Source organism: Oleiagrimonas sp. MCCC 1A03011 (assembly GCF_003267965.1).
Taxonomy (GTDB): Bacteria; Pseudomonadota; Gammaproteobacteria; order Xanthomonadales; family Rhodanobacteraceae; genus Oleiagrimonas; species Oleiagrimonas citrea.
Map to the genome: position 1 here is coordinate 63743 of NZ_MSPY01000003.1, position 12503 is coordinate 76245.

The window sequence follows — 12503 nt, forward strand, 5'->3', positions numbered from 1 at the left end:
GTACGGCACGATACGTGTCGCCCTGGATACCTGTGCAGTCTATCAACTCGATGACCGATCGCGACGCCATTCGCCACCTCTGCCTGCTCCGTACGTCCGCCATCGGCGATGTCACGCATGTCGTGCCGTTGGTGCATCGCCTGCGCGCACATTTCCCGGGTGCGTCGCTGACATGGATCATCGGCAAGCTGGAACATCGACTCGTCGGCGATCTTTCCGGCGTGGAATTCGTGGTGTTCGACAAGGCGAGAGGCTGGGCCGGCATGCGGGCCGTGCGCAAGGCGTTGGGCGGGCGCCGCTTCGACGCGCTGCTGCACATGCAGGTGGCGCTGCGCTCGAACTTGCTGAGCACGCTGGTGCAGGCCGACCGACGCATCGGATACGACCGCGCGCGTTCGCGCGACCTGCACGGCCTGTTCGTGCATGAACGCATTCCGGCCCGACGCGGCGAACACGCGTTGGATGCGATCGGCAGCTTCGCGGAACCGCTGGGTGTGCCGCGCGGTTCGGTGCAGTGGGACATCCCGGTTCCGGAAGAGGCGCGCGAGTGGGCGCGCGAGCAGATCCCGATCACCGCGCCGACCCTGGTGGTCAGTCCGAGTTCCAGTCACCCGTTGCGCAACTGGCGTGCCGAGCGCTATGCCGCGGTCATCGACCATGCCGCCGCGCGCGGCCTGCGCGTGCTGCTGACGGGCGGTCCGTCGGCAGCGGAGCGGGCGATGGCCGACGCCATCCTCGCCGCCTGCCGCTCGCAGCCGGTCGATCTGACCGGCCGGGACACGCTCAAGCGTGCGCTGGCGCTGTTCTCGCGTGCGGACATGGTGCTGACGCCGGACTCCGGTCCCATGCACATGGCCAACGCCGTGGGCACGCCGGTAATCGGGCTGCATGCGGCCAGCAACCCGGCGCGATCGGGGCCTTACTCGGATCGCCGCTGGTGCGTGGACCGCTATGACGACGCGGCGCGCCACTTCCTGCATAAATCCGCGCGCGAATTGCGTTGGGGCACCAAGATCGAGCGCCCCGGCGTGATGGACCTGATCGGCGTGACCGACGTCATCGAGCGCATGGAGGCGCTGATGAAGCATCTCGGCATCGGTCGCTGAGCGGGCTGAGCGACGTGGAGTGCTTCAGGAGCGATAGTCCTGGTAGGACTTCTCTTCGACCAGCTGCGAACCCAGTTTCAGGTTGATTTCGCGCTTGATGGCCGCGCGTTCGTCGTTGCGGAAGTACACCGAGCGGGCCAGTTCGACGAATTCGTCGTCGAAGGCCTGGGCCTTTTCCTTCACGCGAATCGCGTCCTCGATGTCCCACAGCGCCTCATTGACGGCCTTCAGGCGCGCGCGCTCGTCGCGGATGTCCGTCGCGGAGGCATCGTCGTTGTTCCAGGTGGCCTCCAGCATGTCCAGTTCGGTGCGCACGTTGGCCACCTTGGCCGCATCCGTGATGCGCTCGGACTTGATCTGCAGAATGGTGATCTTGTCGATCAGTTCGCCATGGGAAACCGGTACCTGGATCAGGCTCATGGAAAGGGTCCTGTGCGGGAAATGTCGCAAGGATAGCAGCGCGGTCTTTCATGGTGCTTGCGGGCCATAAGTCGTCAACGTATCATTGCCGGCTCGCGCAGCCCGATGGTTGCGCGGTCGACCGTGGAGAGGTGGCAGAGTGGTCGAATGCGCCGGATTCGAAATCCGGTATACGGGTCTCCCGTATCGAGGGTTCGAATCCCTCCCTCTCCGCCACGTTCGTCGGCTCGAGCCGCGAACGTAACATTCGGAACGTTCGTCTTTGCCTCAGCAAATTCGCCGGTTCCGCCTATGGTGGCCCTGTTGGTCCCCCCGCGACGATACTTCGCAAATCCCGCCAGGTCCGGAAGGAAGCAACGGTAGTGGAGGATTCGGGTGCCGGGGTGTGGCTGGCAGGGTCGCCACCTTTTCAGCCCCCCGAAATGCATCCGTAGCGTTCCCGTGCTGACTTGCGCGGTGCGAGTTGGCACAATCGGTATCTGCTTCCCGACGGTCTCCGGCATGACGTATCAGGTACTGGCCCGCAAGTGGCGTCCACGCCGATTCACCGAACTGGTGGGTCAGGAGCACGTGGTTCGCGCTCTGTCCAACGCGCTCGACACCGGGCGCACGCATCATGCCTATCTGTTCACCGGCACGCGCGGCGTGGGCAAGACCACCATCGCGCGCATCTTCGCCAAGTCGCTGAACTGCGAACAGGGTCAGTCAGCCGATCCATGCGGGCAGTGCGCCATCTGCACCGCCGTCGACGAGGGGCGCTTCGTCGACCTGCTGGAAATCGACGCGGCCAGCAATACCGGTGTCGACGATGTGCGCGAGGTGATCGAGAACGCGCAATACGCGCCGACGCGCGGTCGCTTCAAGGTCTATCTGGTCGATGAGGTGCACATGCTTTCCAAGAGTGCCTTCAACGCCTTGCTGAAGACGCTGGAAGAGCCGCCGCCGCACGTGAAGTTCCTGCTCGCCACCACTGATCCGCAGAAACTCCCGGTGACGGTGTTGTCGCGCTGTCTCAAGTTCAATCTGAAGCGTCTGCTGCCGGACCAGATCAGCGGTCAGATGCAGCACATCCTCGAGGCCGAGGGCGTGGAGCACGATCCCGTATCCATCGGCGAATTGGCGCGTGCCGCCGACGGTTCGATGCGCGACGGCTTGTCGCTGCTCGACCAGGCTCTGGCCTACGGCGGCGGCGTGCTGAAGGCCGACGACGTGCGCGCCATGCTCGGCAGCGTCGAACGCAGTCAGGTGATGGGGCTACTGGAGGCACTGGCCGCCAGCGATGGCGAGGCGTTGATGCGGCAGAGCGCGCAGATTGCCTCGTTCTCGCCTGATTTCGGCGGCGTGCTGAACGATCTGGCCGGCGTGCTGCATCGCATCCAGCTGCGCCAGTTGGTGCCGTCGCTGGAGGCCGATGCCGAAGCCGGCGACGACGATGCGGCACTGGCCACGTTGGCGCAGCAACTCGATCCGCAGGATGTGCAGCTCTATTACCAGTTCGCGACCCAGGGCGGGCGTGAACTGAATCTGGCCCCGGATGCGCGTACGGGGTTCGAGATGGCCCTGTTGCGCATGCTGGCCTTCGGTCCGTCTTCGGAGGGAAATGCCGGACCCGAAGCCGGTGGGACCGGGCGTCGCGCGGCATCGGCGGCACCGCGTTCCGCGCCGTCCACGCCATCTTCCGCTCCGAGGCAAGCCTCGGTCGCACCGTCCGCTGTCCCGGCGCCTGCGCCGCAAGCGCCGCCACCGGCCGTGCGCGAACCCGCGCCGCCGCCCGCCGCCGCTGCGCCGGTCTCGCTCGGTCAGGATGGACTTCCGGACTGGGAACAGCTGATCGAACGCGCCGAGCTGCGCGGTCCGATGCGGGCGCTGGCCATCAACGCGCGCATCCGCAGTTTCGAGAACGACACGCTGGAGCTGCTGCTCGATAGCAATCATGCCGAGCTGGCAGTGGAGCCGATGACCGGGCAGATGGCCGAGCGCATCAGCGATGCGATGGGTCGCCGTATTCGTTTGCGCTTCGTCGGCAGCGCCGAAGGCGTCGGCGACACGCCGGCGACCCGCGCCGAAGCCCAGCGCCGCGAACAGCAGAGCGCCGCCGAGCAGTCCATGCAGGACGATCCGCTGGTGCAGACCCTGAAACGCGAATTCGGCGCCCGCGTGGTGCCGCAGTCGGTGCGCCCGCTGGACGGCTGAAGGCCGCCGCTGCACCGCCCCTTACAACGAACGAGAGGTCCAGAACATGCGAGGACAGATCGGCCAGCTGATGCAGCAGGCCCAGCAGATGCAGGAAAAGATGAAGCGCGCGCAGGAAGAGATCGCGCAGATGGAGGTCACCGGCAGCGCTGGCGGTGGTCTGGTCAACGTGACCATGAGCGGCTCGCATGAAGTGCGCCGTGTGCAGATCGACCGCAAGCTGTTCGCCGACGATCCGGAGATGGCCGAGGATCTGGTCGCCGCAGCGACCAACGATGCCGTCAACAAGGTGTCCGAGCTGAGCAAGGAAAAGATGAGCGGCATGACAGCCGGCATGAATCTTCCGCCGGGCATGAAGCTGCCGTTCTGATGATTCGGATGCCGTTTGCCACCTGCTGCGCGCGGCTTGTGTCGAGCGCTGCGAGTACGGATCGTCTTCCGGCTTTCGGGAGCCGCGCATGAGTGCGAGTTCGCCTCTGCTGGCCGAATTGGTCGACGCGTTGCGCTGCCTGCCCGGCGTGGGCGGCAAGAGCGCGCAGCGCATGGCCATTCAACTGCTCGAGCGCGACCGTTCCGGCGGTCGGCGTCTGGCCTCGGCGCTGGAGCAGGCCATGGAGCACATCGGCAATTGTTCGCGCTGCCGGAATTTCAGCGAGGACGAAGTGTGCGCCGTATGCGCCAACGCGGCGCGCGATCCACACATCCTGTGCGTGGTCGAGTCGCCCAGCGATCTGGCCGCCATTGAACAGGCCACCGGCTATCGCGGGCAGTATTTCGTGCTGTTGGGCCGCCTGTCGCCGCTGGACGGTACGGGACCGGAAGAACTCGGTCTGCACACGCTGGCCGCGCGACTGGAAGAGGGCGAGATCAGCGAAATGGTCATCGCCACGAACCCCACTGTCGAAGGCGAGGCCACCGCGCACTATCTGGGCAAGCTGGCCAGCGCCGCGGGCATCCGGGCCACGCGTCTGGCGCATGGCGTGCCGTTGGGCGGCGAGCTGGAGTACGTCGACCGCAGCACGCTGGCGCATGCCTTCGGCGGCCGTCAGGCCGTGGACTGAAGTTCATGGCGGCGGACGATTTCGACTGGCAGGAAGCGTTCCCGGATGTCGACGAGTATCTGGCGCTCCGCGCCGCGGCAGGACTCAGTCCTTTCACGCACACGGCTGCCGAGCGGGGACTGGCCGGGGCCTGGTGCGCGGTATGCGTGCGCTGGGAAGGGCGCCTGGTCGGCATGGGACGCGTTGTCGGCGATGGCGGCTGTTTCTTCCAGATCGTCGATATCGCGGTGCATCCTTCCTTTCAGCGCCGGGGCCTCGGCGGCGAAATCATGCGGCGCTTGACGGAAACCCTGCGTACCCGCGCGCCGGACGGCGCATTCGTTTCCCTGCTGGCCGATCCGCCGGGCGTGCGTCTGTACGAACGGTTCGGGTTCCGTGCCAGCGCACCCGCTTCGGTCGGTATGTTCCGGCGATTCACCAAGGATTCTGGAGATTTCACATGAGCAACGACACCATCTTCGGCAAGATCATCCGCCGCGAGATTCCCGCGGACATCGTCTACGAGGATGACGAGGTGCTGGGTTTCCGCGATCTCAATCCGCAGGCGCCGGTGCACGTGCTGTTCATCCCCAAGCAGCCGATCGCGACACTGGACGCGGCGCGCACGCAGGATGCCGAGTTGCTCGGCAAGGTATTGCTGGCCGCCGCGAGTTATGCGCGCGAGGAAGGGCTTTCCGAAGACGGCTACCGCACCGTGATCAACTGCAACGAGCACGGCGGACAGACGGTGTATCACCTGCATGTGCATCTGCTGGGCGGCCGCCGCATGCAGTGGCCGCCGGGCTGAGGCTGAGCGCTTCGGCTTCGGTCAGGCTTGCGCAGGCATCGCGCTGCGTGCGTTGAAGTCCCGCACGCGATGATCCATCACCCGTCGCCACAGTGGCGGCACCAGCGCCAGCACGAACATGCCGGCATAGCCGGTCGGCAGCTGCGGGCTGTCGGCATGATGTCGCAGTACCTGATAGCGCCGCCGCGCGTGCGCATGATGATCGGAATGCCGCTGCAACTGGAACAGCAGCCAGTTGGTAAGCCGCTGGCTGGCATTCCATGAATGCAGGTGCGTGACGCGTTCGTAGCGGCCCTGCGCATCGCGGACGCGGCGCAGCCCGTAGTGTTCGACGTAGTTGATCACTTCCAGCGTGGCCGACGCGATGATGCCCTGGGCAATGAAGAACAGGGCGCCCGCCCATCCGGTCCATAGCGTCGCGGCGGCGAGCATCAGCAGCCACAGTAGCGACCAGCGCAGCATCTCGTTGTGCCAGGACAGGGGCGGCAGGCCGCGCCGCTGCAGTCGTTCGACTTCCAGCCGCCAGGCTGCGCGCGGGTTGTGGATCAGCGCGCGAAGCACGAATGGATACACCGGTTCGCCGAGGCGTGCGCTGGATACATCCTCGGGGGTGGCGACGCGGACATGGTGGCCACGCAGATGTTCGATCTTGAAGCCGAAATAACCCACGCTGGTCAGCGCGATGCCGCCCAGCAGGGGCTCCAGGCGACCGGCCTTGTGGATGAGTTCGTGGGCGACATTGATGGCCAGCACGCCGCCGATAGTGCCGGTCGAGAGCAGCCAGCCGAGTTGACCGATCGGACCGAGCGGAAGCGTCGTGATCTGCTTCATGCAGAAAACCAGCAGTGCCAGCCATATCGGCACGCAGAGCCAGGTCAGCACGCGGAACCAGCGTTGCGCGTCCAGACGTTGTGCCTGGGCTTCGTCGACCGGGTTGCTGCGGTCGCGGCCGAGCAGCACGTCCAGCAGCGGGACCAGACCGTAGATGACCGCCAGCGGCATCCAGGCGGCCAGATCCGGTGCCACGCCGCCACGCATCAGCCACCAGGCTTCGAGCGGCAGAGCAGCGGTGAGAAATACGGCGAGGTATCCAAGGTCACGAACGCGCATGCCGGGCACTTCCGTCCGATTCGATGGTCCAAGCCTACACCGACCGAAGGCCGCCGGCATCCTGTCGTGGAGCCGGGCAAGCGGGTACCATGTCGGCAGGATTCACGGTCGCTCAGGCGGCCTTTTTGATGCCCAGGAGCAGAGGAATGCGTACGAACAATCCGGTGTTGCGCGACAAGACTTTCCAGGGGCTGTTCGCCGACGGCGAACGCATGACCATGAACGGCACCGTGGCCAAGACGGCCTTGTTGCTGGCGCTGAGCCTGGTCTCGGCGTTCTGGACGTGGAATCGTTTCGACGCCGCGCTGGCCGGGGGCCAGGTTGAGGCCGCCGTCGCCAGCATCACACCGTTCATGTGGGGCGGTTTCCTCGTCGGCTTCGTGCTGGCCATGATTACGGTGTTCAAGCAGTCTTGGGCCGGCGTCACCGCGCCCTTGTATGCCATCGCCGAAGGCTTTGCCCTGGGCGGCATCTCGGCCTTCTTCGAGATGAGCTATCACGGCATCGTGTTCCAGGCGGTCGGGCTGACGTTCGGCGTGCTGGCGGTGATGCTCGTGGCGTACCGTGCTGGCTGGATCCGCGTCACGGACAAATTTCGCATGGGCGTGGTCGGTGCGACCGGCGCGATCGCGCTGCTCTACCTGGTCGACATCGGTCTGCGTGCCTTTACCGGGATGCAGGGCATCGGGTTCATTCATGAATCCGGCGCGCTGGGCATCGGTTTCAGCCTTCTGGTGGTCGGACTCGCCGCACTGAACCTGGTGCTGGACTTCGACATGATCGATCAGGCGAGCACACGGGGTGCGCCGAAGTACATGGAGTGGTACGGCGCCTTCGCGCTGATGGTCACGCTGGTCTGGCTGTATCTGGAGATCCTGCGTTTGCTGTCGAAGGCGCGGCGCTAAGCGGGCAGCGATGACGTTCGATTCAGACGGACTGTTCGCTGCGCCGGGGCGGGTCGGTGTCGGTCATGTCCGGCGCCGCCCGCGACGGACGCAGCACGGGACGCCGCGCGGTTTCCACCTGACGTTCGTCGACCACGCGGTTGCGTCCGCGTGATTTGGCGGTGTACATGGCTGCGTCCGCGCGTTCGACCAGGCTCGACAGGGTGTCGTTGGGTCGCCGCGTGGCCAGCCCGATGCTGACAGTCAGCAGATTGCCCCGATGATCCAGCGGAATCTCCAGTCGGTGCAGGCGCCGACATAGCCGCTGTGCGACGAGCAGGGCATTGTTGCTGTCGGTGCCGCTGAGCAGCGCGACGAACTCTTCGCCGCCGAATCGGCCGAGCAGGTCCTGCGGGCGTAATTCGGTGGCCAGGTTGCCGGCCATGGCGATCAGCGCCTGGTCGCCCGCGCCGTGGCCGAGTTCGTCGTTGAGCGTCTTGAAATGGTCCAGGTCCATGAACAGGATGGCGTGGGTCTGTTGCGTGTCCTGCATGTGCTTCTGCGCGGCGTCGATCCAGCCGCGGCGGTTCAGCACGCCGGTCAGCGGATCCTTGTCGGCCAGTTCGCGGGCGATGTGGTGATCGCGACGCATGGTCAGCGAGCGATCGGCCAGGCCGATGGCCAGCACCAGCGCTTCGATGGCGCCGGCCGCCAGACTGGCCTCGTTGAGCCATTCGACATGAGCGAGTCCGCCGCTGACCTGGATGCTGGTCAGCGCCGTAAGCACAAGCAGAGGCAGCCAGCCGAACAGGAAGAACAGGGCCGGGCGCGAACCGCGCAGCAGCGCCACGGAACCGGCCAGCACCATCAGCCCGGAGCACAGCGCGAGCAGCGGGTTGAACAGTGCGTGCATGATCTCGCGGGTGATCGGGAGATCGAAGACCTGGAGCGTGGCCAGCATCGTCATCATGCCGGCCAGGGCCAGCAGTAGTCTGCGCAGCCACGGCGCGTGCTGGCGCAGATCGCAGAAGCGGACCATGAACAGCACCGCGCTGATCATCGCGATGGCGGTCAGCGCCGAGCCAATCGAGAGCGCGATCGGCTGGATGAAGGCCAGATGCAGCGGCTGGAACACGAAGCCGGTCTGCACCGCCTGCAGGCCGGCATAACTGCATACATAGGCGGCATACCAGGCGAAAGTGGTGTCGCCGAGCATGCTGGAAAAGCACAGCGCCACCAGTCCCATCGCCAGCATGACGGCAAGGCTCGCACTGGCCATGACGATCCACAGGGTGTCCACGCGGCGGAATTCGGCGCGTGTCGCCAGAACAAAACGCACTGGCGTGTTGAGGTTGTCCGTGTGCTCGAACTTCAACAGGATCGGAGCCGTGCTGGACCATGCTTGCGGCAGGGCGAAGGCGATCCGTCCGTGGGCCTTCAGGTCCGGATCGAGCGTGGTCGGCGAGGTCGTGCTCAGTGGTCCGTCGCGGTCATACAGCGTGACGGACCCGAAAGGCGGTGACGGTATGCTCAGCACGCGCGCACCCTGCAGACCGGGCGCGCGGGGCTGAAGCAGCACCCAGGTGCCCAGGGCGCCGCGCGGGATGGTTTCCAGGCGTTGCGTATCGAAGACGTGAAACCGGCCGCTTTCGGCTTCCCGCATCACACCTGCCGGTGTATCGCCCGGCTGGGCTGCAAGCCAAGCGCCGTGCAGAAGCGCGGGGGGATCGGATGCGTGAACGCGCTTCGTGCAGGCAATCGCCACTGCGCCGATCGCCATGAAGACAAACAGCCAGTGCAGGCGGAGCAGTGCGATGCGTGCCGGTTTCGCCATCGAAGCGTCGGCGACGGAAGAAGCTTCCGATGTTGCATCAGAAGCGGCCGCCGGCGCCTACACCCCCTGTGTAGCGTGACTCAGGGCTTTGATTGTGCCGGCTTTTCAGGTGGATGTCGCCTGTCGAAAGGTCTAGGGACTCTCCGGATCGGCCTATGCGGACGGCTCGCTTTCCAGTGCAGTCAGCTGCGTGCGATGCGTCGTGCGCAGCCAGGATTCGGCTGCACGGAAAGGTCGCTACACCCTGGCCCCCGGTCGGGGAGTGATGGGGGAAGCCTTCCGAGTTGCTCGGAGGACTTCGTCGGGACGGCAGCCGCGCACATGGCGGGCTGCCGTCGGGAACGCATCCGATCAGTGCTTCTTGGGCGCGGGTCCCAGCACCACCTGCACCAGACGGTCGGGATGCAGGTACTTGCGGAATGCTGCACGGATCTGTTCGGCATCCAGCTTCAGGTAATGTCCGGCGGCGATCATTGGCTGATTCAGCGGTTCGCCGTGGATGCTCCAGGTCGCCAGCGAACGGGCGATGCGGTTGACGCTGGACACCTGCAGCGGGATCGAGCGGATCTCGTACTGGCGGGCGTTGGTAAGCTCGTCCTCGCTGACCGGCGTGTCGCGCATGGCGGCCAGGTTCTGGTGGATCAGGCCGTCCACCTTGGACACCTTCTCCGGGTCGCTGCCGTAGTACACGTAGAACATGCTGCGCGAGCGGCCGATGTCGAGTCCGGAACTGGCGCCGTAGGCGTAGCCGTGGCGCACGCGCACGTCGACCATCAGGCGCGAGGCGAAGCCGTTGCCGCCGAGCACGTCATTGCCCAGGTCCAGCGCGTAGCGGTCGGCATTGTGCAGATCCATGTCCAGGTTCTGCGCCATCAGGACGGTGTCCTGCGAGGCGTACGGGTTGTCCACGACCTCGTAGTGCGCCTTGTTCAGCGGCACCTTGTGCGGCACCACGTCCGGCTTGTTGCCGTGTGCCTTCCATGCGCCGAAGTACTTCTCGACTGCGGCCTTGGCCTGCTGTGGCGTCACGTCGCCGACCACCACGATGGTGGTCATGTCGGGACGGTAGGTGCGGGCGTAGTAGTTCTTCACGTCGCCCAGGGTCAGTTTCATGACGTTCTGCGGCGTGGCTTCGCGTAGCGATGCGTCACCGGCGGGGAACAGCGCGCGCTTGAGCGCCTGGTTCATCTTGTAGCGCGGCGACTGCATGCGTCCGGCCAGTTCTCGGGCGATGGACTGCTGCTTGATGGCGAATGCCTTGGCCGGCAAGGCGGGGTGCAGCTCGTTGTCGGCCAGCAGTTGCATGCCGCGGTCGAAGTCGGCGCTGGGGACGGCCAGCGAGAAGCTGGGTCCTGCCGAGGCGCGTGCGGCGATATCGTCCAGCGCCTTGTGGAACGCGTCGCGATCGAGCGAGCGAGTGCCGTAGTCGAACAGCGAGGCCAGCACCTGGCCGACACCCTTCTGTCCCTTGGGTGCCTGCATGTTCTCGTTCTGGTCGATGCGGCCGTAGACGGTGACGGTCTTGCTGATCTTCTCCGGCTGCACGATGAGCGTGATGCCGTTGTCCAGCTTCATCTGCGTCGGGTTCAGCGTCCAGTGTGGCATTTCCAGCTTGTTCAGCGCCTTCTCGGCCCAGCTCGGCAGCGGCACGTCCAGCTTGTCGTTGCTGGCGAAGCTCTCGGTGCCGCCGAAACCGGCGCTCTGCGGCGGACGCTTGCCGTCGGGGTTGGGCGTGAGCACGACGGTCACGCGCTGATCCGGCTTCAGGTACGCGCGCAGCACGCGGTCGACGTCGGCGACTGTGACTTTGCGGATCTGATCCTCAGCCTGCTTGGGCGAATCCAGTCCCTGCCACGCCAGGGCCTGCGACCACGCACTGGCCAGACTCACGGCGCTGTTCTTGTTGAACTCGGCGTCGGCCAGCTCGGAGCGCTTGGCTGCGGCAACCAGGTCAGCCGGGGCGCCGTGCTTGCGCAGTGCATTGAGCACGCCGTCCATGTCCTTGCGCGCCTGGTCGGCGTTGCCGCCCTTGGGCACGCTGACTTGGACCACGCCGATGCCGCCGCGGGTGAAGGTCTGCGTGCCGGCGCCGGCGTCGAGCACTTTGCCGTCCGCGGCCAGCTTGGACAGCGGGCTGCGCGCGTTGTTGAGCACATCCATCAGCACCTGTGCGGCCGCGGCATCCTTGGTCTTGAGGCCGGGCATGCGGTACATGAACTGCACCGAGCCGGTGGCGTCGGGCGTGGTCTTGGTGATGGTGCGCGGCTTGAACGGCTTCAGTACGACGGGGCGACGCTTCGGCGTGGCGCGTTCGGGAATGTCGCCGAACAGCTGCTTCACCTTGGTCAGCGTGGTCTGCGGGTCGACGTCGCCGACGATGACGAAGATGGCGTTGTTGGGCACGTACCAGTGGCGGTAGAAACTGCGCAGGACTTTCGAGTCGGTCTTGTCGAAGGTCGGGCGCGATCCCAGCGCGTCCTCGGCGTAGCCGGTGCCGGCATACAGCGTGCGCTCGGCTTCCTGGAACGCCAGATAACCCGGGTCGGAGATGTCGCGCGAGACCTCCTGCTCGATCGCACCGCGCTCCAGCTGCCAGTCCTTTTCGGTCAGCAGCGCGCCGTTCATGCGTGCGGCCTCGATGTGCAGCAGCACGTTCAGATAGGCCGACGGCGCCACAAAGTAGTACTGGGTGGCGTCCATGGTGGTGAAGGCGTTGTTCTGCCCGCCCATCTTGCCGGTCATCTCGTTGAGCTGTGCGCCGGTCAGGCCCTTGCTGTCGCGGAACATCATGTGTTCCAGTGCGTGCGCGGTGCCGGGGAAGTCCTTCGGCGTCTCGTAGCCGCCCGCCAGATAGGTGATCTGGGTGGTGACCATGGGCGAGAGGGTGTCGCGCACGATGACTACGCGCAGACCGTTCTTCAGCGTGGCGCGCAGCACCTGTTCGTGCGCAGCGGTGGCAGCCGGCTTGGCCTGGGCGGGGTGGGGGGCGGCAACGAAGCCGAAACCGAGCAGAACGCAGGCCAGCATGGGCCGCAGCGAGCGGATGGGCATGAAACACTCCCTGTGAAGGACGAAAAGACGAGAGCGCGGGCGACGGCCGTTCGGCGG

At 65.8% G+C, this 12503-nt stretch carries 11 protein-coding genes, 1 tRNA gene and 1 other RNA gene; 9 read left to right on the forward strand and 4 right to left on the reverse strand.

Annotated elements, in window-relative coordinates; translation table 11 throughout:
* Positions 1–50: 50 nt before the first annotated feature.
* Positions 51–1106 (forward strand): glycosyltransferase family 9 protein, encoded by a 1056-nt coding sequence (locus tag BTJ49_RS06840; RefSeq protein ID WP_113064656.1) that lies wholly within the window; start codon positions 51–53, stop codon positions 1104–1106.
* A gap of 24 nt (positions 1107–1130) precedes the next feature.
* On the opposite strand, the gene BTJ49_RS06845 is transcribed toward BTJ49_RS06840, so the two are convergent.
* The gene (locus BTJ49_RS06845) at positions 1131–1526 is read right to left on the reverse strand and encodes a DUF6165 family protein (protein WP_113064657.1); all 396 of its coding nucleotides are present in this window, start codon (positions 1524–1526) and stop codon (positions 1131–1133) included.
* A 125-nt stretch (positions 1527–1651) separates the two neighbouring features.
* Here BTJ49_RS06845 and BTJ49_RS06850 point away from each other — a divergent pair.
* From BTJ49_RS06850 to BTJ49_RS06880, 7 genes are all read left to right on the forward strand, one after another.
* A tRNA-Ser gene (locus BTJ49_RS06850) sits at positions 1652–1742 on the forward strand.
* A gap of 85 nt (positions 1743–1827) precedes the next feature.
* Positions 1828–1924, forward strand: an RNA gene (ffs, locus tag BTJ49_RS06855) — signal recognition particle sRNA small type.
* A gap of 103 nt (positions 1925–2027) precedes the next feature.
* The gene (gene dnaX, locus BTJ49_RS06860) at positions 2028–3719 is read left to right on the forward strand and encodes a DNA polymerase III subunit gamma/tau (protein ID WP_113064658.1); all 1692 of its coding nucleotides are present in this window, start codon (positions 2028–2030) and stop codon (positions 3717–3719) included.
* 46 nt (positions 3720–3765) lie between these two features.
* Positions 3766–4089 (forward strand): YbaB/EbfC family nucleoid-associated protein, encoded by a 324-nt coding sequence (locus BTJ49_RS06865; RefSeq protein WP_113064659.1) that lies wholly within the window; start codon positions 3766–3768, stop codon positions 4087–4089.
* A gap of 88 nt (positions 4090–4177) precedes the next feature.
* Positions 4178–4780: a recombination mediator RecR gene (gene recR / locus BTJ49_RS06870; protein WP_113064660.1), complete on the forward strand. Its 603-nt coding sequence runs from the start codon at positions 4178–4180 to the stop codon at positions 4778–4780.
* A 5-nt stretch (positions 4781–4785) separates the two neighbouring features.
* Positions 4786–5223: a GNAT family N-acetyltransferase gene (locus tag BTJ49_RS06875; protein WP_113064661.1), complete on the forward strand. Its 438-nt coding sequence runs from the start codon at positions 4786–4788 to the stop codon at positions 5221–5223.
* Positions 5220–5567 (forward strand): histidine triad nucleotide-binding protein, encoded by a 348-nt coding sequence (locus BTJ49_RS06880; protein ID WP_113064662.1) that lies wholly within the window; start codon positions 5220–5222, stop codon positions 5565–5567. The genes BTJ49_RS06875 and BTJ49_RS06880 overlap by 4 nt, the downstream gene beginning before the upstream one ends.
* Positions 5568–5588: 21 nt before the next feature.
* Here the strand turns inward: BTJ49_RS06880 and BTJ49_RS06885 are convergent, their stop codons facing one another.
* Positions 5589–6677, reverse strand: a complete 1089-nt coding sequence (locus BTJ49_RS06885) for an alkane 1-monooxygenase (RefSeq protein ID WP_113064663.1) — start codon at positions 6675–6677, stop codon at positions 5589–5591.
* Positions 6678–6823: 146 nt separating this feature from the next.
* Between BTJ49_RS06885 and BTJ49_RS06890 the strand changes: the two genes are divergently transcribed.
* Positions 6824–7582 (forward strand): Bax inhibitor-1/YccA family protein, encoded by a 759-nt coding sequence (locus BTJ49_RS06890; RefSeq protein ID WP_113064664.1) that lies wholly within the window; start codon positions 6824–6826, stop codon positions 7580–7582.
* A gap of 22 nt (positions 7583–7604) precedes the next feature.
* Here the strand turns inward: BTJ49_RS06890 and BTJ49_RS06895 are convergent, their stop codons facing one another.
* Positions 7605–9395, reverse strand: a complete 1791-nt coding sequence (locus tag BTJ49_RS06895) for a diguanylate cyclase (RefSeq protein WP_113064665.1) — start codon at positions 9393–9395, stop codon at positions 7605–7607.
* A 351-nt stretch (positions 9396–9746) separates the two neighbouring features.
* The gene (locus tag BTJ49_RS06900) at positions 9747–12446 is read right to left on the reverse strand and encodes a pitrilysin family protein (RefSeq protein WP_113064666.1); all 2700 of its coding nucleotides are present in this window, start codon (positions 12444–12446) and stop codon (positions 9747–9749) included.
* Between the last annotated feature and the right edge of the window lie 57 nt (positions 12447–12503).